At 74.9% G+C, this 22,918-nt stretch carries 20 protein-coding genes, 1 pseudogene and 1 riboswitch; of the genes and pseudogenes, 7 read left to right on the top strand and 14 right to left on the bottom strand.

All coding sequences use genetic code 11. The features are described 5' to 3' along the window. Positions 1–34 precede the first annotated feature (34 nt). Positions 35–826 carry a class I SAM-dependent DNA methyltransferase gene (locus ACWDR0_RS19925; protein ID WP_456353021.1) on the top strand — a complete coding sequence of 264 codons (792 nt, stop codon included), beginning with the start codon at positions 35–37 and terminating at the stop codon, positions 824–826. 93 nt (positions 827–919) lie between these two features. On the opposite strand, the gene ACWDR0_RS19920 is transcribed toward ACWDR0_RS19925, so the two are convergent. The 8 genes from ACWDR0_RS19920 to ACWDR0_RS19885 all read right to left on the bottom strand — a co-directional run bounded on the left by ACWDR0_RS19920 (position 920) and on the right by ACWDR0_RS19885 (position 10,074). Continuing rightward, entirely contained in the window at positions 920–1,372 is a 453-nt protein-coding gene (locus tag ACWDR0_RS19920; protein WP_456353020.1) for an aggregation-promoting factor C-terminal-like domain-containing protein, read from the bottom strand. 196 nt (positions 1,373–1,568) lie between these two features. Further along, the gene (locus ACWDR0_RS19915; RefSeq protein ID WP_456353036.1) at positions 1,569–2,390 is read right to left on the bottom strand and encodes an ECF transporter S component; all 822 of its coding nucleotides are present in this window, start codon (positions 2,388–2,390) and stop codon (positions 1,569–1,571) included. 104 nt (positions 2,391–2,494) lie between these two features. Beyond that, the gene (locus ACWDR0_RS19910) at positions 2,495–4,159 is read right to left on the bottom strand and encodes an ABC transporter ATP-binding protein (protein ID WP_456353019.1); all 1,665 of its coding nucleotides are present in this window, start codon (positions 4,157–4,159) and stop codon (positions 2,495–2,497) included. Next, on the bottom strand, positions 4,156–5,379 hold the full coding sequence (locus ACWDR0_RS19905; RefSeq protein ID WP_456353035.1) for an energy-coupling factor transporter transmembrane protein EcfT: 1,224 nt from the start codon (positions 5,377–5,379) through the stop codon (positions 4,156–4,158). The genes ACWDR0_RS19910 and ACWDR0_RS19905 overlap by 4 nt, the downstream gene beginning before the upstream one ends. Positions 5,380–5,447: 68 nt before the next feature. Continuing rightward, a complete protein-coding gene (locus ACWDR0_RS19900; RefSeq protein ID WP_456353034.1) occupies positions 5,448–6,116 on the bottom strand; it encodes an SCO2322 family protein in 669 nt (222 codons plus the stop codon). Between the two features lie 194 nt (positions 6,117–6,310). Next, positions 6,311–7,570, bottom strand: coding sequence for a prenyltransferase/squalene oxidase repeat-containing protein (locus ACWDR0_RS19895; RefSeq protein WP_456353018.1), 1,260 nt, complete (start codon positions 7,568–7,570; stop codon positions 6,311–6,313). A 158-nt stretch (positions 7,571–7,728) separates the two neighbouring features. Next, positions 7,729–7,839, bottom strand: a riboswitch (cobalamin riboswitch). A gap of 214 nt (positions 7,840–8,053) precedes the next feature. Further along, on the bottom strand, positions 8,054–9,094 hold the full coding sequence (locus ACWDR0_RS19890) for an MBL fold metallo-hydrolase (protein WP_456353017.1): 1,041 nt from the start codon (positions 9,092–9,094) through the stop codon (positions 8,054–8,056). Between the two features lie 191 nt (positions 9,095–9,285). After that, positions 9,286–10,074, bottom strand: a complete 789-nt coding sequence (locus tag ACWDR0_RS19885; RefSeq protein WP_456353016.1) for an NADPH-dependent F420 reductase — start codon at positions 10,072–10,074, stop codon at positions 9,286–9,288. Between the two features lie 89 nt (positions 10,075–10,163). Between ACWDR0_RS19885 and ACWDR0_RS19880 the strand changes: the two are divergent. Continuing rightward, positions 10,164–10,508, top strand: a pseudogene (locus ACWDR0_RS19880) (winged helix-turn-helix transcriptional regulator); the annotation flags it as partial. Between the two features lie 107 nt (positions 10,509–10,615). Here ACWDR0_RS19880 and ACWDR0_RS19875 read toward each other — a convergent pair. Then, positions 10,616–11,527: a histone deacetylase gene (locus ACWDR0_RS19875; protein WP_456353015.1), complete on the bottom strand. Its 912-nt coding sequence runs from the start codon at positions 11,525–11,527 to the stop codon at positions 10,616–10,618. Between the two features lie 148 nt (positions 11,528–11,675). Between ACWDR0_RS19875 and ACWDR0_RS19870 the strand changes: the two genes are divergently transcribed. Together ACWDR0_RS19870 and ACWDR0_RS19865 are read left to right on the top strand one after the other, a co-directional pair. After that, on the top strand, positions 11,676–13,178 hold the full coding sequence (locus ACWDR0_RS19870) for an aldehyde dehydrogenase (protein ID WP_456353014.1): 1,503 nt from the start codon (positions 11,676–11,678) through the stop codon (positions 13,176–13,178). A 123-nt stretch (positions 13,179–13,301) separates the two neighbouring features. Then, the gene (locus ACWDR0_RS19865; protein ID WP_456353013.1) at positions 13,302–13,535 is read left to right on the top strand and encodes a ferredoxin; all 234 of its coding nucleotides are present in this window, start codon (positions 13,302–13,304) and stop codon (positions 13,533–13,535) included. A 218-nt stretch (positions 13,536–13,753) separates the two neighbouring features. Here the strand turns inward: ACWDR0_RS19865 and ACWDR0_RS19860 are convergent, their stop codons facing one another. Beyond that, entirely contained in the window at positions 13,754–14,350 is a 597-nt protein-coding gene (locus ACWDR0_RS19860; RefSeq protein WP_456353033.1) for a TetR family transcriptional regulator, read from the bottom strand. Between the two features lie 434 nt (positions 14,351–14,784). Between ACWDR0_RS19860 and ACWDR0_RS19855 the strand changes: the two genes are divergently transcribed. The 3 genes from ACWDR0_RS19855 (at position 14,785) to ACWDR0_RS19845 (ending at position 18,180) form a co-directional block, all read left to right on the top strand. Further along, entirely contained in the window at positions 14,785–16,233 is a 1,449-nt protein-coding gene (locus ACWDR0_RS19855; protein ID WP_456353012.1) for a glycosyltransferase family 4 protein, read from the top strand. 118 nt (positions 16,234–16,351) lie between these two features. Continuing rightward, positions 16,352–17,083, top strand: a complete 732-nt coding sequence (locus ACWDR0_RS19850; RefSeq protein WP_456353011.1) for a class I SAM-dependent methyltransferase — start codon at positions 16,352–16,354, stop codon at positions 17,081–17,083. Beyond that, positions 17,080–18,180: a prenyltransferase gene (locus ACWDR0_RS19845; protein WP_456353010.1), complete on the top strand. Its 1,101-nt coding sequence runs from the start codon at positions 17,080–17,082 to the stop codon at positions 18,178–18,180. The genes ACWDR0_RS19850 and ACWDR0_RS19845 overlap by 4 nt, the downstream gene beginning before the upstream one ends. Before the next feature lie 152 nt (positions 18,181–18,332). On the opposite strand, the gene ACWDR0_RS19840 is transcribed toward ACWDR0_RS19845, so the two are convergent. The 4 genes from ACWDR0_RS19840 to ACWDR0_RS19825 form a co-directional block, all read right to left on the bottom strand. Then, positions 18,333–19,352, bottom strand: a complete 1,020-nt coding sequence (locus tag ACWDR0_RS19840) for an LLM class F420-dependent oxidoreductase (protein WP_456353009.1) — start codon at positions 19,350–19,352, stop codon at positions 18,333–18,335. A gap of 115 nt (positions 19,353–19,467) precedes the next feature. Next, positions 19,468–20,262 (bottom strand): hypothetical protein, encoded by a 795-nt coding sequence (locus tag ACWDR0_RS19835; protein WP_456353008.1) that lies wholly within the window; start codon positions 20,260–20,262, stop codon positions 19,468–19,470. 576 nt (positions 20,263–20,838) lie between these two features. After that, entirely contained in the window at positions 20,839–21,741 is a 903-nt protein-coding gene (locus ACWDR0_RS19830) for an N-acetylmuramoyl-L-alanine amidase (protein WP_456353032.1), read from the bottom strand. A 285-nt stretch (positions 21,742–22,026) separates the two neighbouring features. Further along, positions 22,027–22,677 (bottom strand): class I SAM-dependent methyltransferase, encoded by a 651-nt coding sequence (locus ACWDR0_RS19825; protein ID WP_456353007.1) that lies wholly within the window; start codon positions 22,675–22,677, stop codon positions 22,027–22,029. Positions 22,678–22,918: the final 241 nt, after the last annotated feature.

The raw sequence follows: 22,918 nt of genomic DNA, 5'->3' as shown, positions 1-22,918 counted from the left end.
GTGATGTCCGGGCGGCCCGCTAGGGTCCCTGCGCATGACCGACCCTAGGCCCCGGCCCACGACCCGGCCCCCGAAGCAGCCCCCGACCGGGCCCCCCGCCGAGCCGGGGATCCGGCCCGCCGCCGGGCCCTTCGCGGACGGGCCCTTCTCGGACGAGGGCTCCGGCTCCGCCGCGTACCGCCGCCGGACCGCGGACGCCTATGACGCCGTCGCCCTGCCCTACGCCGCCCTCGCCCGGGACGACCTCCGGGCGGCGGCCCCCGAGCACGAGGTCTTCGCGGCCTTCGCCGAGCTGGTGCGGACCGCCGGTGGCGGGCCCGTCGCCGAGCTGGGCTGCGGGCCCGGGCCCGTCACCGCGCATCTGCGGGGCTTCGGCCTGGACGTCTTCGGGATCGACCTGTCGCCCGTGATGATCGGCCTGGCCCGGGAGACCTATCCGGACTTGCGGTTCGAGGTCGGCTCGATGGACGCGCTGGAGCTGGCCGACGGCGCGGCCGCGGGCCTCGTCTCCTGGTACTCGGTGATCCATGTCCCGCCGCCGCAGCTGCCTCCGTACTTCGCCGAGTTCCGCCGGGCGCTCGCGCCCGGCGGGCATCTGCTGCTGGCGTTCTTCGCGTCGGACGCGGACGGCGACGCGGTCACCGTCTTCGACCACCGGGTGACCCCCGCCTACTGCTGGCCCGTCGACGACCTGGCGCGGCTCGCCGCCGGCGCGGGCTTCACCGAGACCGGGCGGATGGTCCGCGACCCGGCCGAAGGGGAGCGGTTCCGCCGGGGGCATCTGCTGCTGCGGGCCGGGCAGGGCGGGGACCCCGCCACCGGTTGAGGGGGCTGAGGGGGCTGGAGGGAACGGCGAAGGGCCCCGTACGGCGGTGTGCCGTACGGGGCCCTTCGGAGCAGGCCGGTCAGCGGATCCGGATCAGTACCAGCCCTGGGTCTGCCACTTCGTCCAGGCGGCGCACGGGCTGCCGTAGCGCTCCTTCATGTAGTTCAGACCCCATTCGATCTGGGTCTCCGGGTTGGTCTTCCAGTCGGAACCGGCCGTGGCCATCTTCGTCGCGGGCAGCGCCTGCACCAGGCCGTACGCGCCGCTGGACGGGTTCGACGCCTGGACGTCCCAGTTGCTCTCCTTGGCGACGATCTGGCTGAAGCACTGGAACTGCGCGTCGTTGCCGATCATCTTCTGGGCGAGCGCCTTCGCGGACGCGGCCTCCACCGCGGCCGGAACCTGGGCCGGGGCGGCCGCGGGGGCGGCAGCGGCGGGGGCCGGGTTCAGGCCCAGCACCATCGCGGCGGACGTCGCGACGAGCGCGGCACCCACGAGCGCATGGCGGGACGGGCGGCGGAGAACGGCGGCGGCGGTGCGGGGCACAGGGGAACCTAACGTCGGGGACGGGGGCTGCCGCCAGGCCGGAGCGGGGGAAACACACTCGGCGTCCGGCGACGGGATCAGTTCTAGCCGCCGCCCGGGCCCCCTCGCAACGAGCCCTCGTACTAAGCGGCCTCGCACCCGGGCAGCCACGCGCCGTGACTCCCACCGGTCGGCGGCGGTACCACCCGCCGTCCGGCTACGAAGGCGCCTCGTACCCCCTCCGGGGGCTGTGGGGCGGCTCACCCGCCGGACCCTCCGCCACACCCTCGAATGTGACCTGCGCCTCGAAGGCGGCCCGCCGTGTCGCCCGCCGCAGCAGCCCCAGCACCGCCGGGCCGACGGTGAGGGTGAGTACGACGGTGAGGACCGCCCGCCCCAGATCCCAGCCGAGGGATGTCGCCGCGACATACGCGAAGAAGCGCACCAGATTCTCCTGGAGCGGCTCGCCGGGCTGGAAGGAGATGCCCGTCGCCATGCCGGGGACGATCGTCCAGCCCTGGAGGTTCATCACCGTGCCGTACGCGAACGCCGCGACCGCGCCGTACCCGGCCAGCATCAGCGTCTCCGCCCGCCCCCGGAGCCGCTCGGCGCCCGGCAGCAGGCCCGCGCCCATGGTGAACCAGCCCATCGCCAGCATCTGGAACGGCAGCCACGGCCCCACCCCGCCGGTCAGCAGCGCGGAGGCGAACAGCGTCACCGAGCCGAGGACGAAGCCGAAGCCCGGCCCCAGCACCCGGCCCGCCAGCACCATCAGGAAGAACATCGGCTCCAGGCCTGCCGTCCCGGCACCCAGCGGCCGCATCGCCGCGCCCACCGCGGCCAGCACCCCCAGCATGGCGACCGCCTTCGCACCCATCCCGGTATCGGCGATCGTCGCCACGACGACGGCCACCAGCAGCGGCAGCAGCAGGGCGAACAGCCAGGGGGCGTCCTCGGCATGCGCCACCACCCCGGACCGCTCGTCGGCGAGCAGCGGCCAGCCGAAGAAGGCGACCCCGATCGCGCTGATCAGGACCAGGGCCGCGGTGGAACGGGGACCGAGACGGACCGGCCGCGCACCGCTCGTGCCACGCGCGCGGCTCTCGGGCGGGGTGTGCGGCTCGGTGGCCGCGCATACGTCACTCACAGAGCGGCCTCCACCTGCGCCACGGTCAGCCACCGCCGCGGCGCCAGCACCTTCGCCACCTGCGGGGCGAACGCCGGGGAGCCCACTACGACCTCCGCCATCGGGCCGTCCGCGACGATCTCCCCGTCCGCGAGCACCAGCACCCGTCGCGCCAGCTCCGCCGCCAACTCCACATCGTGCGTGGCCAGCACGATCGCGTGCCCCCGGGCCGCCAGGTCCTTCAGCACCGCCACCAGCCGGGCCTTCGCCGCGTAGTCCAGACCGCGGGTCGGCTCGTCGAGCAGCAGCAGCGGGGGCCGGGCCGTCAGGACCACCGCCAGGGCCAGCGCCAGCCGCTGTCCCTCCGAGAGGTCGCGCGGATGCGTCTCCTCCGCCACGCCCGGCAGCAGCTCCGCCACCAGGCCCAGACAGGTGCCGGGCGCCGCGCCCGCGTCGGCGTCGGCCGCCGCGCACTCGGCCGCGACGGTGTCCGCGTACAGCAGATCCCGCGGCTCCTGCGGAACCAGCCCCACCCGCCGGATCAGATCCCGGGGCCGGGTCCGGTGCGGTACGGCACCGCCGACGGACACCTTGCCCGACACCGGTTCGACCAGCCCGACGAGGGAGGCGAGCAGGGTCGACTTCCCGGCGCCGTTCCGGCCCATCAGGGCGACCGTCTCGCCGCCCGTGAACGTCACATCGATATCGCGCAGGGCCGTCACCCGCCCGTGCCGGACACCGACATCGGTCAGCCCGGCCACCGGCTCGCCGCCGGATTCCGCGGGTGTGGTGCCGGATTCAGCGGGTACGGTGCCGGATTCAGCGGGTACGGTGCCGGAATCCGCGGGTACGGCGCCGGGCGCCGGGTCGCCGAGGCGTTCCCGCAGGTCAGCCGCCCGGCGCCGGGCGTCCCGGACCGACAGGGGCAGCGGATCCCAGCCCGCGAGCCGGCCCAGCGCCACCACCGGCGGGTATACGGGGGAGACCGCCATGATCTCCCCGGGCGTCCCGCTCAGCGGCGCGGCGCCCGGCTCCGCCAGGAGCACCACCCGGTCCGCGTACTGCACCACCCGCTCCAGCCGGTGCTCCGCCATCAGGACCGTCGTCCCCAGGTCGTGCACCAGCCGCTGGAGCACCGCCAGCACCTCCTCGGCGGCCGCCGGGTCCAGCGCGGACGTCGGCTCGTCGAGGACCAGCACCCGGGGATGCGCGGTCAGCACCGAGCCGATCGCCACCCGCTGCCGCTGCCCGCCCGACAGCGTCGCGATCGGCCGCTCCCGCAGCCCCGCGAGGCCCAGCAGGTCGAGGGTCTCCTCCACCCGGCGGCGCATCACATCTGGGGGAGTGCCCAGCGACTCCATGCCGTATGCCAGCTCGTCCTCGACGGTGTCCGTGACGAAGTGTGCCGAGGGGTCCTGGCCGACCGTGCCGACGATGTCCGCTAGCTGCCGCGGCTGGTGGGTACGGGTGTCCCGGCCGTCGACCGTGACCCGGCCGCGCAGCGTACCGCCGGTGAAATGCGGTACGAGTCCGGAGACCGTGCCGAGCAGGGTCGACTTGCCGACCCCGGACGGGCCGACCAGGAGGACGAGTTCGCCCTCCGGCACGGTCAGATCGACCCCGCCGATCGTCGGCGCGGGCGCGCCGTCGTAGGTCACCGAAACGTTCTCGAACCGGATCACGGTGACTCCTGGGAAGCGGGAGAAGCGGGAGAAGCGGGAGAAGCGGGAGGAGCAGGGGAAGCAGGGGAAGCGGGAGAAGCAGGAGGAGCAGGGGAAGCGGGAGAAGCGGGAGAAGCGGGAGAAGCAGGGGAAGCGGGGGAAGAGACGGGGACGGGGGCGACAAAAGCGGGCAGCAGACCGACGAGCACCCCGGCCGCGGGCCAGAGCGGCAGCACCGGTGCGGTCAGCGGCACCACTCCGGGCTCCAGCGCGCCCGGTGCGTACGACACCGCCCACACCATCAGGGCCGCGACGGCCGCGCCCGAACCGGCCACCAGCCAGGACCGGGGCCCGAACCGGTCCGGCCGGTAGCGGGTGCGGACCGTCCGGCGGCCGCCGAGCCGCAGCCCGGCGACGGCCGCGGCCAGCCCCCCGGCCAGCAGCGGCAGCCCGTACGCCGCACCCTCGGCGGCCAGCAGTCCGTACGTCCCGGCGCAGACACCCAGCAGTCCGCCGAGCGTCAGAGCCGTCGTGGTGTGCCGGACCGCGGGGGGCACGCTCGCGGTCCGCCCGTAGCCGCGGGCGTCCATCGACGCGGCGATCGCCACCGAACGCTCCAGGGCGCCCTCCAGCACCGGCAGCCCGATCTGGATCATCGCCCGCAGCCCGCCGGTGGAACGGCCGCGCAGCCGCCGGGCGGTACGGAGCCGGGCCACATCCGTGACCAGGTTCGGCGCGAAGGTCATCGCCACGACGACGGCCACCCCCGCCTCGTACAGCGCGCCCGGCAGCGACTTCAGCAGCCGGGCCGGGTTCGCCAGCGCGTTCGCCGCGCCCACGCAGATCAGCAGGGTCGCCAGCTTGGCGCCCTGGTAGACGGCGAAGACGAGCTGTTCGGCGTAGACCCGGCCGCCGATACGGATGCCCTTCGCCCACTCGGGCAGCGGCACCTCGGGGAGGGTGAACAGCAGATGCGTGCCCGGGATCGGGGCGCCGAGGAGAACCGAGAACAGCACCCGGATCGCCAGCACGAACAGCCCGAGCTTCACAAACGCGAGATACGCCCGCGCCCAGGGCGCCTCGGTCCGCCGGGCGGCCACCACATATCCGGCGACGCCCACGATCAGCCCGAGGAGCAGCGGGTTCGTGGTCCTGGACGCGGCGGCGGCCAGTCCGATCGCCCAGAGCCACCAGGCACCCGGATGGACGGCGTTGGCCCGGTCCGCGACCGGCGCGCGCAGCCGGGCGAGGACGGTCGCGGCCCGGGGGCGCGGCGGACCGTCCGGACCGGCCGGGGCGGGGCGGCGGTTCACCGGGACCGGCGGCGGGACTGCCGGAGCGTGGCCGCGCCGAGAACGGCGAACAGGGCGACGGCGGCGAAGATCCCCAGGGAGGGGCCGCCGTCACTGTTGTCGCCGGTTGCCGCGGTGGTTGCTTCGCCGGAGTCCGCGGGCGCGGTTCCGGGTGCCGCGGTGTCCTCGGCCCCGGCCCCGGCCGCGACCTGCTCGCCGCAGCCGGTGGCCGGATAGCCGGAGATCGCGCAGAGCAGCGCGTTCCCGTCGTAGCGCAGCGGCTTGGCGACCCGGGCGAGCGCTTCGGCCGCGGTCGCGTCGCGGTGGACGTGGGCGCAGGCGGTACGCGGCGCGGGCGGCCGTTCGCCGGAGGGCGCGTCGGCGCTGGTGCCGGGGTCGATGACAAGGGCGACGCGTTTGGTGCCGGACACGGCGGGTGTGGTGCCGCAGACGGCCTCGAAGTCGGGTGCGGTACGGGGCCGGGAGGCGTCGGAGGAGTCCGCGCTCACCGCGAAGCGGAATCCGTGTACGGCGCCGTCCGCGGGCCGGGCCAGGGCGGGCCCCTCGGTGGCGTACGTCCAGGTGGTGCCGGTCGCCTGCCAGTAGGACCAGTAGCGGTAACCGGCGGCCTGCGCGGGCGCGGCGCCCGCGAGCACCGCGACGGCGGCGCTGAGCAGGGCGACCACGAGCGCGAGCCCCCGCGCACCGCCCCGGCGCGCGGGTACGGCCGATGCCCGCCGGGTCGCCGTGAAACGGCCGGTCGGGGTGGCCCGGCCGGGGGCCGCCGGGCGGCGGCCGGTGTGCCGCGTTCCGGCGGCAGGGGGTACGGCCGCCCCGGCCGTCGTCGTGGCGGCCGGAGCGGACGCGCGGTCGGCGCTGGTCACGGGCGGGGCTTGCGGCGGCCGCTGAGGAGGAAGCCGGCACCCGCGCTCGCCGCGAAGAAGGCGCCCACGATCCACCAGATGTTCGGGCCGGAGTCGTCGTCCTTCTTGTTGTCCTTCTCGTCCTTCTTGCCGTCGGCCGACGGCGACGCCGACTCGGGTGCCGGACCCGTCGCGTTCAGGCCCGCCACCAGGTCCGTACCGCCGAAGTCCGTGGGGTCGGCGCCCGCGGCGTTGGCGGCGAAGACGAGCTGGGCGTACGCCGCCGGGCCGGACTGCTTCGCCCAGCCGGTTCCGTTCGCCTTCAGCCACTCCAGCGCCTTCCCGGCCTCCGCCGCCCGGCCCTGCGCGGCCAGCGCGACAACCGCGTCCGCCGTGTTCCCGAAGTCGGGCTTGGGCGCGGAGTCCTCGGCACCCGGCATCGGCGCCGTCAGGAGGTGGCCGGTCTTCGCCAGCGCGGCCGACAGATAGGCACCGCCGTTGAGGGCGGCGCCGGCCAGCCCCTTCGCGGCCTTGTCACAGGCCGTGCCCTTGGCGGCGGCGGCACCGGCGGTCCCGGCCTTCGGCGCCAGGCCCAGGCCCTGAGCGGCGACGACCGCCGCGGCCGTCGAGTCGGCGACGGCACCCGGCAGCTGCGGCTGGTAGACGAACGAGCCGCCGTCCGTACCGCCGCACGGCCGGGAGAAGGTCAGCAGCGCGTCGTACGGCGACTTGCCGCCCTTCGCATGCACCACGGCCTCCGGCTTCTCACCCGCGGCCGACAGCGCGCCGATCACCACGGCCGTGGAGTTCGCGTCGCTCGCCCCGCCCGGGTTGTAGCTCCAGCCGCCGTCCGTGTTCTGCACCGACTTCAGCCAGCCGACGGCCTTGCCCACGGTCTTCTCGTGGCCACCGGTCGCGGCCAGCGCCTGGACCGCGGCGGCGGTGGCGTTCGAGTCCCGCGGCAGCTTCGCGTCGCAGGCCCGCGAGGCGTCGGCGCGGTACGCCGGGAACGCCCCGTCCGCGCACTGCTGCGCGGCCAGCCAGTCGACCGCCTTGGCGGCCGGCTTCACTCCGACGGTGTCCTGGGCGAGCAGCGCCAGGGACTGCCGCCAGACGCCGTCGTACGCCGGGTCCGTGGTGCCGTAGAGGCCCGAGGGCAGCGGGGCGGCCGGCGGCGGGGTTGCGGTGGTGGCGCTCGCGGCGGGCGCCAGGGCGGCGCCGAACACGGCGGAGAGAGCGAGCGCGGCTGCCGCGCGGCGTACGGTGGCGTTGGTCATGACGGGTGGTGCCTCTTCCCGCGCCCTCTGCGGGACGCTGCCGGGATCCGGGCACGGGCGCGTCGGGGGAGACGCGCCAGGGCTCCGGCCCCGTATTCCTCGACGGGTGCCGGCCACCGGCGGCTTCCGGTGGCGCAAGCCGGTCACGGCCGCGAACAGGGCATTCCGACTCTGCCCCGGCGCGTACGGCAGTGACCTGGGGTCACGGACACGGTGCGCGCCGACGGCTCACGGCTGCGGGTCAGTGCCGGATTCGCACCGGCTTCCCCCTGTTAGGGCGTGATACGACCCGTCCACTTTACCGACGGCCGGGAGCGGGGCCGTCCACGGCGCCGGTTTTACGGGCCGGGCCGGGCCGGGTCGGCCCGGGCGGCGGTGGCGGTGGTGCGAGCGGCGGCGGTGGCGATACGGGCCGCGGTGGCGGTAGGGGCCCGCCGCGCACCACGGGCCGCCCACCGCCCGCCGCGCACCGCGGGCCCCGGGTCAGACCGCCGCGTACCGGGTCGGAATCCCCGGCAGGACTTCTGCCCGCCCCAGCTTCACCAGCCGTCGCAGATGGGCCTCCGCCTCCGAGACCGCGATCGTCCGGGAGGTGTGCGGTATCGCCTCCCAGGGGCGGTTCCACTCCATCCGCTCGGCCGCCTGCCAGGGAGTGAGGGGTACGGAGAGGAGCGCGAGGAGGCCCCGGAGGCGGTCCTCGTGGTGGGCGAGCAGCTCCCGTACCCGGGCCCCGGCGCCGGTGAAGGCGTGCTGATGGGCCGGGAGCACCTCGGCCGGGGCGAGCCGCGCGACGCGTTCCAGGGAGGCGGCGTAGTCGCCCAGCGGGTCGGTCTCGTCCGCGCCGGTGTCCTCCGGGTCCTCGTAGAGCCCGATATGGGGGGTGATCCCGGGCAGCAGATGATCACCGGAGAACAGCCTGCCGTGGCCGGGCAGCCCGGTGGGATGGGCCTCCTCCAGGTGGAGGCAGACATGCCCGGGGGTGTGCCCGGGCGTCCAGATCGCCCGCAGCCTCCGGCCCGCCAGGGGCAGCAGCTCACCGGGGACGATCTCCCGGTCGGGCAGGGCCGCGCCCAGCCCGGGCAGGCCCCTGGTCCGGCCGGCCGCGCGGGCCGCATAGAGGGGAGCGATGTGTGTGTCGGGGGCTCCGGCGCGGATGAGCTTCTCGGCCAGGTAGTCGAACCAGAGGGAGGAGTGGGAGTCGCGGGTGCGGCGGACGATCGCCGTGTCGGCCGGATGCATCGCGAGCCAGGCCCCGGACTCCTCGCGGACCCGGCCGGAGAGCCCGTGGTGGTCCGGATGGTGGTGGGTGATCACGACTCCGTGCAGCTCGGACACCGTGGTGCCGACGGCGGCCAGCCCCGCCACGAGCGTGGCCCAGGAGGCGGGGTCGTCCCAGCCGGTGTCGACGAGGACCGGGCCGCGGCCGGTGTCGAGGACATGGATCAGGGTGTGGCCGAGGGGGTTGTCGGGGATGGGTACCTGGACGGACCAGACGCCGCCGCCGTGGTCGATGACCTGCGCCATGCACGCTCCTCGGCTGCTCTCCGGGGTGGTACGGCGCTCCGCGCCGCCGCGCTGCCTGTCGGTGCCGTTCGTGTTGCCGTCCTGCCTTGCCGCCCCGACGGGCGGGCGGTGCGGTTCGCCGCTGCCGCGCCGCCGCGTGCGTCGTGTTCGTTGACGAGGGCAACTTCATCATAGTCTGATCTGATGAACTGTCAGGAAGTCCTTCGGTGACGCTTCTCCGTCCCCGTCCCCGTAACCGCTCCGTTCCTGCACCGGCTCCGGCTCCGCTCCCGTACCGGCTCCGTGTGCGTTTCCGGCTCCGGCTCCGGGTCCGGGTCCGGTCGGTCGGAGCCCCGCCCCGCGCCCGGTGCGGCGTACGGCAGCGGCGGTGCGATCGCCTGGGCGTCCGCTCCCTCGCCCACCCATAGTCCGATCAGGAACGCGGCCGTCGCTTCCAGCAGCCCCGCCCGGTCGAGCCCGCCGCCGCCGAGGGGCTCACAGCCCAGGTCGCGGACCAGCCGGCCCGTGGTGGCGAGCGCCCCGGGGTCGTCGCCGCAGAGCGGAACCGCCAGCGGGCGCTCGTCGAAGACCGGCGGGGTCAGCCGCCACACGCTCTCGTGGCAGAGGTTGAACGCCTTCACCACGTGCGCACCGGGTGCCGCCGCGGCGATTTGTGCCGCCGCCGAGTGCCCGCCCCGCGTCACCAGACGGAACCCCGGGGCGACGGGGTTCGTGCAGTCGATCAGGGTCCGGCCCGCCAGGGCGTCGGCCAGACCGGTCACCACGGCGGTGGCCGCCGCGTAGGGCACCGCCAGCAGCACGGCGTCCGTGCCGTGTTCGACGGCCTCCCGCAGGCCGCCCGCCCGGGCGCCGATCCGGGCCGCCGACGCCGCGGCCCGGTCCGGGTCCCGGCCGCCGATCAGGACCTCGTGCCCGGCCCGCACCCACTGCGCGCCCAGGGCCCCCGCCATTCCGCCGCTGCCGATCGTCCCGATCCTCATCCGCCCGCTCCCGTCGCCGCCGTGGCCGTATCCGCCGTATCCGCCGTACGGTCACGACAGTAGGGAGCCGGTCGGGCACCATTCGGTATATGACCGCCGACCAGCCCCCGCTCGCCGACTGCCGGGCCCGGCTCGCCTTCGACCTGCTCGCCAACACCTGGAATTCGGTGGTGATCTGGGCGCTGCGCGACGGTCCGGAGCGCCCCGGGCGGCTGCGCGAGCGGATCGGCGGCATCAGTCCGAAGGTCCTCAACGAGACGCTGCGCAGGCTGTGTTTCAACGGACTGGTGGAGCGGCGGGCCTTTCCGGGCGCGCCGCCCCGCGTCGAGTACGGGCTCACCGGCCTGGGCCGCAGCCTGCTCCCGTCGATCGGCGCCTTCGGGGCCTGGGCGTTCGAGCACGGCGACGCGGTGATGGCGGCTCAGGAACGGGCGGAGGAGGCGGAGGCGGAGGCGGAGGCGGCCGAAGCCGGGGCGGCGGGGACGGAGGGGGCGGCACGTACGGTCACGGCTGCGGTCGGTGCGGTTCCCGCGCGGGGCCGTCAGCCCGTTCCCCCCTCCGGCTCCAGCAGCTCCGCCACCCGCTCCGGTGTCCAGTCCTCCGCCCCCGGCGCCGCCGCCAGATAACGGGCGATCTCGGGTGCCCGCCACGGCCCGGCCCCCAGCAGTCCGGCCGCCAGACGGCGGAGACAGGCGGCCGACGGGGAGACCGCGGGGACCTCGCCGCAGTGCCAGGGTGCCGTGAAGGTCAGGACCGGCAGACCGGCGACGTACCCGGGGCAGACCAGCGTCTCGTACCGCCCGGGGCCTGGGCCGTGTCCGCAAAGTCCCGCCTGGCCCGCGACGCCCGGCACGCACACTCGCTGCGTTGTCGGGATTTCCCGAGTACGTCCAGTACGAGGGAAACCCTCCGCCTTGCGATTGCACGCACCGGACGCCGCAGGCCCCGCCCTCCGGGCGGACGACGCTACTTTGCGGACACGACCCAGCTCCTCGCGGCCGTCGGCCAGTGCGCCCGCCGGGTCCAGGTCCGGGCCCCGGCCCGGTGTCCGGTACATCTCCTGGGCGGCGATGTCGGAGAACTGGCCGAGCGTGACCAGATACGCCCGGGCCCAGGTGGTGCCCCCGGCGTCCGGGTCCCAGAACGCCCGGCCGCCGGACCAGACCGGCGACCGGGTCGCGAAGTGCAGTGTGCCGGGGAGTTCGAGCGGGAGGGTGCGCCGCGGCGGCCGCGGGTCCCGGCAGCCCGGGGTGGACCGCGCGGCCCCCGCCGGCCGGCCGCCCTCGAGATAGGCGCGCAGCCGGGCGGGGTCCGTGTTGGAGCCGTACGAGGCGTACCAGACCAGGCCGGGCCGGGTGCCGGTCGCCGGTCGGTCCGGATCCGGGCGGGCGCCCGTCGCGGCGGGGCGGGGGTCCGGACGTACCGGGCGCGGGCGCGGGGGAGTGCCGCTCATCTGCCCACCGTACGCACTCACCGGGCCCGGCGGGCCCGGCGGCGGGCTCCCGGGTCTGGATTACTCCTCCCGGAGCTGATATCAGTTCTGACGGAGCGTCAGAAAGTGACAGGTCGGAGAAGACCCCGGCGCGGGAGAGGCGGCGGCCATGGCGGAATCCACCGGATCCACGGGACCCGAGGGGCCCACCGGATCCACGGAGTTCACGGAGCACGGACAGTTTTTCGTCGGCGGCGTGTGGACCGACCCCCTCGGGAGCGACACCATCGAGGTCGTCTCCCCGCATACCGAGCGGCCCATCGGCCGGGTCCCGCACGCGTGCCCGGCCGATGTCGACCGGGCCGTCGCCGCCGCCCGCCGTGCCTTCGACGAGGGGCCCTGGCCCCGGATGGAGTTGGCCGAGCGGATCGCGGTCGTCGGCCGGATCAGGGACGCCTTCGCGGTACGCCACGAGGAACTGGCCCGGCTGATCAGCGCGCAGAACGGCTCACCGTACGCGTGGAGCGTCCTTGCCCAGGCGCTCGGCGCGATGATGGTCTGGGACTCGGCGATCACCGTGGCCCGGGCGGTCGCGGAGGAGGAGCCGAGGGCGGGAGTCCTCGGCCCGATTCTCGTGCGGCGCGAACCCGTCGGTGTCGTCGCGGCCGTGGTGCCGTGGAACGTGCCCCAGTTCACCGCCGCGGCCAAACTGGCGCCCGCCCTGCTCGCGGGCTGCACCGCCGTCCTGAAACCGTCCCCGGAGACCCCCCTGGACTCGTATGTCCTGGCCGAGATCGTCCGCGAGGCCGGACTCCCCGAAGGGGTGCTGTCCATCCTGCCCGCCGGCCGGGAGACCGGTGAGTACCTGGTGGGCCACCCGGGCGTGGACAAGGTGTCGTTCACCGGCTCGGTCGCCGCGGGCCGGCGCGTGATGGCGGTCGCCGCGCGCAATCTGACCCGGGTCACCCTCGAACTGGGCGGAAAGTCCGCCGCGGTGATCCTGCCGGATGCCGACGCGGCCGAGGCGGTCGCCGGGATCGCGCCCGCGGCCTGGATGAACAACGGACAGGCGTGCGTCGCCCAGACCCGGGTGCTGGCACCGCGCGCACGCTACGACGAGCTGGCCGAGGCCCTGACGGCGGCCGCGGCCGCGCTGACCGTCGGCGATCCGCTCGACCCCGCCACCCAGATCGGCCCGCTGGTCGCCGAGCGCCAGCGCCGCCGCTCCCTCGACTACATCGCGGCGGGCCTGCGGGACGGCGCCCGGGTGCTCACCGGCGGCGGCCGCCCCAAGGAGATGGAGCACGGCTGGTACGTCGAACCGACCCTCCTCGGCGGTGTCGGCAACGGGATGAGCGTGGCGCGGGAGGAGATCTTCGGCCCGGTGGTCTGTCTGCTGCCGTACGAGGACGAGGAGGAGGCGGTACGGATCGCGAACGACTCCGACTACGGGCTCAGCGGCAGCGTCTGGACGGCCGACCCGGAGCGCGGTATCGACTTCGCCCGCCGGATCCGGACCGGGACGTACAGCGTCAACACCTTCAGCCTCGACATGCTGGGCCCCTTCGGCGGCTACAAGAACTCGGGCCTGGGGCGGGAGTTCGGGACCGAGGGGTACGCGGCGTATCTGGAGTACAAGACGATCCACCTGCCGGCCGGGTACGGCTCCTGACCGGGCCGGGGACGGGCGGGGGAGGGCGGGACTGCTACGGGCCCGGGCGAGAACGGGCGGGAGCGAGCGGCGGAGACGGGCGCGGCGGAGACGCCGTGCGGGCGCGACGGACGGAGGCGTGGGATGGGCGACCGCTGGCATGTGGAGGTCGACCGCGGGGTCTGTATCGGCTCGGGGATGTGCGTGGGTACGGCACCGGGGGGCTTCGCCCTGGACTCGGCCCGGCAGGCCCGTCCGACGGACGCGGCGACGGACGCGAACGAGACGGTGCTCGCGGCCGCCGAGAACTGCCCGGTCGAGGCGATCGCGATCACCCTGCTGGAGAGCGGTGAACCGGTCTTCCCGCCGGAGGACTGACCGTGTCGGCCGCCCGGCGGCTTCCCTCCGGCCGGAGGACGGACGGGCCGGTCCCGCCCGGGCCCGTACCGGTGCCCGGTGGATTCGTACCGCTCGGACCCGTACCGGTCTCCGGTGGGCCCGTACTGCTCCGGCCGGTACCGGTGCCGGGCCGGTCACTGCCGCTCGCGGCCGTACCGGAACACCGCGGGCTCCCGCCGGTCCGGTCCCGCCCCGGATCAGTCCCCGCGGCCCGGCCGGGCCGCCGGGGCCGGGCCCGTCAGGTCGATCAGCCGGCAGACGGTCTCGATGTCGATTTTCACCTGGGCGATCGACGCCCGGCCCGACAGCCAGGTGATCAGTGCCGAGTGCCAGGTGTGTTCGATCACCCGGACCGCCGACAGCTGCTCCGGCGTCGGATCGTCGAGCCCCGTCGCGTCCAGGATGATCACCGTCGTCTGCCGGGAGACCGTGTCCACCTCGGGGCTCACGCTGCGGTCCGCGAAGGTCAGCGCCCGCACCATCGCGTCGGCGAGCTGCGGTTCGCGCTGGAGCGCCCGGAAGGCCCGCATCAGGGTCTCGGCCACCCGCTCGGCGGAGGTCGCTCCGCCCGGGGGCCGCTTGCGCAGGGTCGTGTGGAGGTGCTGCAACTGGTCCTGCATGGTGGCGACCAGCAGATGGATCTTGGAGGGGAAGTAGCGGTACAGGGTGCCCAGGGCGACCCCCGCGGCCTCGGCGACCTCCCGCATCTGCACGGCCTCGAAGCCGCCCCGGCCGGCGAGCTGGGCGCTGGCGTGCAGGATCCGGCGGCGCCGCGCCTCCTGGCGCTCCGTCAGGGGCGGCGAGCCGGGTACGGCGCCCGGCTGCGGTACGGGGGCGCGCCCGCTCCCGGCGCCCGGCCGGGGCGCGGACTTCGCCGTGGGGCGCGGGCCCCCGCCGGACGCGGTGGCGGGGCCGGACCGCGGTACGGGCTCCGGTGCCGGTCCCGTACCGTCCGCGCCGCCGGGTCTCGGCCCGGAACCCCGTTCCGGCCGCCGCCGTGCCTGCTGGGCTTCGGCTGTCATCGTCCGCGTACCCCGTTCCCCGTTGAGCCCGTCGCCGAGCCCGCCGAACCCGGCCCGTCGTGGCGCGAATCACCTGATCCGGCCGTCATGGCGGAGCTACCTGCGGGTAGATTCAATGCTCCTTGAGCGGGCAAGTCTGAAACTTGTTCTAGATTAGCGCGAGCGGTTACGCTCCGGCGAAACGTAGGGGAGACAGGGGGCCGTGAGTGACCGCTGAGGCCATCGAAGCCGGTCCCCGTGAACCGGAGGACGGCGCCCCGCGCGGCTCCGGAAAGCCTGCCGGAAGGTCTGTCGGGAAGCCTGCCGGGGAGCACGGCGGAAAGCCCGGCGGGAGCGCCGACCCCGGCCGGCCGCTGCGGATCGCCCTGCTCACCTACAAGGGCAACCCCTTCTGCGGCGGCCAGGGCGTCTACGTACGCCATCTCTCTCGCGAACTCGCCCGCCTCGGCCACGACGTCGAGGTGATCGGCGCCCAGCCCTACCCGGTGCTCGACCCCGGAGAAGGCGGCGAGGGCGGCGAGAGCGGGGCGGGCGTCCGCCTCACCGAACTCCCCAGCCTCGACCTCTACCGCAGCCCCGACCCCTTCCGCACGCCCGCCCGTGACGAGTACCGCGACTGGGTCGACGCGCTGGAGGTCGGCACCATGTGGACGGGCGGCTTCCCCGAGCCGCTGACGTTCTCCCTGCGCGCCCGCCGCCATCTGCGGGCCCACCGCGGCCGGTTCGACGTCGTCCACGACAACCAGACCCTCGGCTACGGGCTCCTCGGCGATCTCGGCGCCCCCCTGGTCACCACCATCCACCATCCGATCACCGTCGACCGGCGGCTGGAACTCGACGCCGCCGACACCTGGCAGCGCCGGGCCTCCGTGCGCCGCTGGTACGCCTTCACCCGGATGCAGAAGCGGGTGGCCCGGCGGCTGCCGTCGGTGCTCACCGTCTCCGGCACCTCCCGGAGCGAGATCGAAGAGCAGCTCGGGGTCCGTCCCGACCGGATCCGGGTCGTCCATATCGGCGCCGACACCGGGCTGTTCTCGCCCGATCCGGCCGTTCCCGAGGTGCCCGGCCGGATCGTCACCACCTCCAGCGCCGATGTGCCGCTGAAGGGACTGGTCCATCTGGTCGAGGCGCTCGCCAAGGTCCGTACCGAGCACCCCGGCGCCCATCTCGTGGTGGTCGGCAAGCGGGCCGAGGACGGGCCGGTCGCCCGGGCCATCGAGCGGTACGGCCTCGGCGGCGCGGTCGAGTTCGTCAAGGGCGTCTCCGACGCGGAGCTGGTCGATCTGGTCCGCGGGGCGCAGATCGCCTGTGTGCCGTCGCTGTACGAGGGCTTCTCCCTGCCCGCGGCGGAGGCCATGGCCACCGGCACCCCGCTGGTCGCCACCACCGGCGGGGCGATCCCCGAGGTCGCCGGGCCCGACGGCGAGACCTGTCTGGCGGTGCCCCCCGGCGACGCGGGCGCGCTGGCCGCGGCCCTCGGACGGCTGCTCGGCGACCCCGCGCTGCGGGCGAGGCTGGGCGAAGCCGGGCGCGCCCGGGTGCTGGAACGATTCACCTGGGCCAGGGCCGCCCAGGGAACGGCGGAGCTGTACCGGGAAGCGGTGGACCGGGCCGCGCGCTCCGGCCGCCGGGTCCGGGCGGCGGCCGCCCGGTGATCCGTACCGGGGTTCCCGCCCGCGGCCGGTCCGGCCCGGGCCGCCGACCGCACCCCACCACTCCCTCTCCTTCCTCCTCCTTGCGCCCCTCCCGTGCCGACCGCGAAAGCAGGAACGCGTGCTGACCGTCGATTTCTCTCGCTTCCCGCTCGCCCCCGGCGACCGTGTCCTGGACCTCGGCTGCGGTGCGGGGCGCCATGCCTTCGAGTGCTACCGGCGCGGTGCCCGGGTCGTCGCCCTCGACCGCAACGCCGAGGAGATCCGCGAGGTCGCCAAGTGGTTCGCCGCGATGAAGGAGGCGGGGGAGGCGCCCGAGGGCGCCACCGCCACCGCCATGGAGGGCGACGCGCTCAACCTCCCCTTCCCCGACGGCTCCTTCGACGTCGTGATCATCTCCGAGGTGATGGAGCACATCCACGACGACAAGGGCGTGCTCGCCGAGATGGTCCGCGTCCTGCGGCCCGGCGGCCGGATCGCCGTCACCGTCCCCCGCTACGGCCCCGAGAAGATCTGCTGGGCGCTGAGCGACGCCTACCACGAGGTCGAGGGCGGCCATATCCGTATCTACAAGGCCGACGAACTGCTCGCGCGGATCGAGGAGGCCGGGCTCGTCCCGTACGGCACCCATCACGCCCACGCCCTGCACAGCCCCTACTGGTGGCTCAAGTGCGCCTTCGGCGTCGACAACGACCAGGTCCTCCCGGTGAAGGCGTACCACAAGCTCCTGGTCTGGGACATCATGAAGAAGCCGCTGGCCACCCGGCTCGCCGAACAGGCGCTCAACCCCCTGATCGGCAAGAGCTTCGTGGCCTACGCGACCAAGCCCGCGCTGCCCCGGGCGGAGGCGTGACCACGCCCCGTACGCCCGGCACTCCGCGCACCCCCCGTACCGACGGGCTCGTCCTGTCCGGCGTACTGACGGCGGAACAGGCCGCCGCGACCGTCGCCGGGATCCGCGCCCAGCAGCGCGAGGACGGCGCGATCCCCTGGTTCCGGGGCCACCACCTCGACCCCTGGGACCACACCGAGGCGGCCATGGCGCTGGACGCGGCCGGGGAGCACGAGGCCGCGGCCCGCGCGTACGACTGGCTGCGCGAGCACCAGAACGACGACGGCTCCTGGTACGCGGCCTATCACGACGGCGACGCCGCCCGGCCCACCGACCTGGGCCGGGAGAGCAACTTCACCGCCTATGCCGCCGTCGGCACCTGGCACCACTGGCTGGCCACCGGCGACCCGGCCTTCCTGGACCGGATGTGGCCCGTGGTGCGCGCCGCGCTGGACTTCGTGCTCCGCCTCCAGCAGCCCGGCGGCGAAATCGGCTGGAAGCGCGAAGCCGACGGCACCGCGGTCACCGACGCGCTGCTGACCGGCTGTTCGTCCGTGCACCATGCGCTGCGCTGCGGGCTGGCGATCGCCGAGGAGCGCGGTGAGCCCCAGCCGGACTGGGAGCTGGCGGCGGGCGCGCTGGCCCATGCGATCCGGAGCCACCCCGAGCGGTTCCTCGACAAGGACCGCTACTCGATGGACTGGTACTACCCGGTACTCGGCGGCGCGGTCACCGGCGCCGCCGCGCGGGCCCGGCTCGACGAGCGCTGGGACGAATTCGTGGTGCCCGGCCTCGGGGTCCGCTGCGTCCTGCCCAACCCCTGGGTGACCGGCGGCGAGAGCTGCGAACTGGCCCTGGCGCTCTGGGCGGCCGGGCAGCCGGAGCGGGCGCACGAGGTACTGCGGTCCATCGGCCATCTGCGGGCCGACGACGGGATGTACTGGACGGGGTACGTCTTCGAGGACGACGCGGTCTGGCCGGAGGAGCGGACCACCTGGACCGCGGGCTCCCTGCTGCTCGCGGCCGCCGCGCTCGGCGGCGACCGGCCCACCCGGGCCGTGTTCGGCGGTACGGACCTGCCGGAGGGCCTCGTGCCGGACTGCTGCGGGCTGCCGTAGGGGGCCGGGCCGGGCCGGGCCGGGCCGGGCCAGCGGAGCGGGCCGGCGGAGGCGGGGCGCGCGGGTGTGCCGGTCCGCCCGCCGGGAGCCGCCGGAGCCGCCGGGGCCGGTGCGGACGGGGCCGGGCCCGGGGGCGACGGGGGCGACGGGGCTCAGAGCACCAGCTCCGCCAGCACCCGCAGCGTCGCCGGGTCCGGCGCCGTGACAAGGAGATCCGTCACGGGGGTCGCGCGCCAGTGCTCCAGCCGCTCCGCGATCCTCGCCCGCGGTCCGACCAGGGAGATCTCGTCGGCGAACGCGTCGGGGACCGCCGCCACCGCTTCCGCCCGGCGCCCCTGCGCAAAGAGTTCCTGTACGCGCCGGGCCTCGGCCTCGTACCCCATCCGTGCCATCAGATCGGCGTGGAAGTTGCGGCTGCGGTGTCCCATGCCGCCGATGTAGAAGCCGAGCATCGTCTTCACCGGGAGCAGCCCCTGTGCCACGTCGTCGCAGACCGTGGCCCGCACCAGGGGGGCGATCATGAAGTCACCGGTGCGGCCGGAGAGCGGGGCGAGGGAGTCCGCGTAGACCCCGGGCCGCAGCGGCGACCAGAGGAGCGGCAGCCAGCCGTCGGCGATCCGGACGGTCTGCGCCACGTTCTTCGGCCCCTCCGCGCCCAGCAGGACCGGCAGGTCCGGCCGGAGCGGATGGGTGATCGGCTTCAGTGGGCGGCCGAGGCCGGTGCCGTCGGCGCCGCCGTACGGATGGGAGTGGTAGCGCCCCTCGTACACCACGGGCCCCTCGCGGCGCAGCACTTGGCGGACCACCTCGACGTACTCCCGGGTCGCGGTCAGCGGGGAGGCGGGGAAGGGGCGGCCGTACCAGCCCTCGACCACCTGCGGCCCCGACAGGCCGAGGCCCAGCATCATCCGGCCGCCGGAGAGATGGTCCAGGGTGAGGGCGTGCATCGCGGTGGCGGTGGGGGCGCGCGCCGCCATCTGCGCGACGGCGGTACCGAGCCGGATCCGGGAGGTGTGCGCGGCGATCCAGGTCAGCGGGGTGAAGGCGTCCGAGCCCCAGGCCTCCGACGTCCACACCGAGTGGTAGCCGAGCCGCTCGGCCTCCCGGGCGAGACCGAGCCGGTCCGGATCGGGGCCGCGGCCCCAGTAGCCGAGGGCCAGTCCCAGTCGCACGGCGCCACCCGCCCTTCCGCGGCCGGTTCACCGCCGAACCTTTCTGATGGTGCGTCAGAATACGGCGACGGCCCCCCGCCCGGAAGGGGCGGGGGGCCGCAAGGTCGTGCAGGCGTCAGCCGCGCTGGATGCCGGTGGTGTCCTGGAGGACGCCCCGGCGGCCGTCCTGGGTCTGGGCCACCAGGGCCTGGCCGCGCTGGTCCACGGCGAGGTACCAGGTGCCGGGCGCCAGTTCGGCGATCGGGGTCGGGGAGCCGTCCTCCGGGTACAGCGGACGGGCCACCGGAACCGCGAACCAGAACGGCGCGAACTCGGGGGCGCCGGGCGCCCCGCCGGGCGGGGTGGCACCCGGGGCGCCGTGCTGCGCGGCCTGGCCGGGGTACGGCTGCTGCTGGGTGCCCGGGTAGCCGTAGCCGCCCTGCGGGTGGCCGCCGTACGGCGACGGGGGCGCCGCCGGGCTCGGGGTACCCAGCAGCGGGGCCTTGAACGCGGGCACCAGCCGGCCGCAGAGCGCGCCCGCGGCCAGCAGCAGCGCCGCGATCAGGCCGAGGATCAGCCCGGTACCGGCGTCGAGGCTGAACTCGCCCATGTCGAAGGAGCCCGACGGGTCGAAGATCGCGCCGAGTGCGGTCCAGGCGGCGAGGACCGTGGCGACCACGCCGATGTCGCCCAGCTCGATACCGAGGACCTTCGGCGCGCGGGGCAGCAGGTGCGAGAGCACGATCAGCGCGGCGCCGATCACGCCGGCGAGGTAGACCCCCAGGAGCAGGGCCCCGTTGTCCCAGGCGTTCGGCACGTCGTCGCACCGGGTTCCGGCGCAGTCGAACGTGTCGAGGAACGAGGCGATGAACAGCAGTACGGCTGCTCCGATCACCACGCCGTCGCCTCGTGTGAGGGAGCGGATGTTCACGTGAGAATCCTTCGTCGGTCGTCTCGGGTCGTCGTCGCATCGGGGCGCTCGGCGCAAGTGCGGGGACTCCCCCGTCACCCGGGGTGAATCTATCGTCTGACGCTTCCCTGCGTCTGCCCGGTATACGGACTCACAGGGACGGGCGCCCGCGAAGGGACCGGATGGAAACCCGATCGGAACCGGATCGGGATCTTGGACGGCGGCCGCGGTGGGGAAGGGCGGGGAAGGGCGCGGGCGGGCCCTGGAGTTCCGCCGGAAGGAGCCCGCGGGGCAGTGGGCCGGAATGCGCCGGAATGGTCCGGGGAACGGTCGGATTCGGTCCGATACCGGCGGGTGCGGTCCGCCGTGATCGCGCCGCGATCCGGGCCGCGCGGAAATACGGAGTGCGGAAGGAGTGCGGAATACGTGCCGTCCGTTCCGTCCGGCCCCGCGGGGCCGGAACGGAAGTGCCGGACGGAAGTGCCGGACGGAAGTGCCGGACGGAAGTGCCGGACGGAAGCGGCGGCGCGGCCGCGGAGGAACTGCCTGGAAGGAACTGCCGCGGAGGAACTGCCTGGAAGGAACGGTCGTGGTGGTTCAGACGGCGGGGGCGAGGAACGCGCCCAGCCCCTCCGCGATACCGAGCGCGGCCTGCTGCCGCCAGGCGCCGTCCGCGAGCAGTGCGGCGTCCCGCGGGTCGCCCATGTTCCCGCACTCGACGAACACCTTGGGCACGGTCGAGAGGTTGAGCCCGCCCAGGTCGGTGCGGACGTCCAGACCGGTTCCGCCGCCCAGGTAGTTGGCCGGGGCGGAGCCCGTGGCCCGGGCGAAGGCGTCGACGACACGCTCCCCGAGCAGCCGGGAGGGATCGACGATCGCGGTGGTGTCCGCGCCGCCCGAGACGACCTTTCCGGGCAGGATCACATGGAATCCCCGGTGGCCCTCCGCCGATCCGTCGGCGTGTACGGAAATGACGGCGTCGGCCTTCGCCTCGTTGCCGATCCGGGCCCGTTCGTCGATGCACGGGCCGAAGGCCCGCTCGCCTTCCTCATGGGTGACGACGACCTGTGCGCCCTCCTTTTCGAGGAGGGTGCGGAGACGCTGTGAAACATCGCGGGTGAATGCGGCCTCGGTGTAACCGTCTTCGGTCTCCGTACCCGTCGTGTCGCATTCCTTGCGATGGGTTCCGACGTCGACGAGCCGATTGATCTCGGTGGAATGGCGGAAGTTGCCGGGATTGTGGCCGGGGTCGATCACGATGGTCCGGCCGCTGAGGCGTCCCTCGCGGGTGCCCCGGGTGGTGGCCGGGGGCCGGTCGTCGGTACGGGAGCCGGTGCGGCCGTCCGCGGAACCGTCCGGGGTACGGCCGGTCCGGCCGTCCGCGGCGGCCGCCGGAAGGGCCCGGCCGTCCCCGGGGGAGGAGGATTCGCCGACGGCCCGCCAGGAGAGCCACCCGGCGAACGCGCCACCGGCCAGAACGACGACGGCGGTGGCCGCCACGGCCCGCCGGACGCGCCGCCGGGGACGGGCGGGGGGCACCGGTCCGGCCGGGCCCGGCTCCGTACCCGGCTCGGTAAGAGGTTCCGTACGCGGCCCACCGGCCGGTCCGGACCGTGCGCGCGGCGCCTGCGGTCCGGCGCCGTCACCGCCCCGGTGGCCGTCGTACCCGCCGCGCTCGTGCTGCTCGTCGTGCCCGCCGCGCTCGTCGTGGCCGCCGGGCCGGTCCTGCTCGTCGTGCTGGCCGTGCTCGTTGTCCGACACGACCGCGAGCCTAGCCCCGGGACATCAGATTCCCGGGCCGATACGCCGCAGGACACGCAGCGAGTCGGTCACCGAGATCTCGGTGAACGCGCCCGACGCCAGTGCGCGCTGATGGATCCGGAAGGGCGCCCGGCCGCCGTCCGCCGGATCGGGGAAGACGTCGTGGATGACCAGCAGCCCGCCTTCGGCGACATGGGGCGCCCAGCCCTCGTAGTCCGCGGTGGCGTGTTCGTCGGTGTGTCCGCCGTCGATGAACACCAGTCCGAGCGGGGCGGCCCAGACCCGGGCCACCTGCGGCGACCGGCCGACGATCGCGATCACATGGTCCTCAAGCCCGGCCCGCAGCAGGGTCCGGCGGAAGGTCGGCAGGGTGTCCATCAGCCCGGCCTCCGGGTCGACCAGCGACGGGTCGTGGTACTCCCAGCCTGGCTGCTGCTCCTCGCTGCCGCGGTGGTGGTCCACGGTGACGGCGGTCGTTCCGGCGGCCCGGGCCGCGGCCGCCAGCAGGATCGTGGACCGGCCGCAGTACGTCCCCACCTCCAGCAGCGGCAGTCCGGGGGCCGCCGCCCCGGCCGCCGCCGCGTACAGCGCGAGCCCCTCGGCGGGCGGCATAAAGCCCTTGGCCGCCGTGAACGCGTCGAGGACCTCCGGCGCGGGGGAGGGGGTGTGGCTCATGGCGGTGTCCTTCGGTGGTGCGGGCGGCGGCTGCGCGGGCGCCGACGCCGTACGGATATGCGGTGCTGCCGGACCGTCTCCGTACGGATGTACGGGTACGGGCCCGGCGGACCATGGTGCCCCACCGGTCCCGTCGGGTCGACGGCGGACCGGATCCGCGGGGGTGCCGGGCGGGGCGGGCGTTCGTCCGGGAGTGTGTCCGGGCCGCGGCCGCGTTACCGGGGCGCGGGCAGTACGGCAC

The sequence above is a fragment of the Streptomyces sp. NPDC003691 genome (assembly GCF_053981115.1).
The sequence above is the reverse complement of the archived record's forward strand: the minus strand, read 5'-3'. Positions and strand labels throughout refer to the sequence as shown.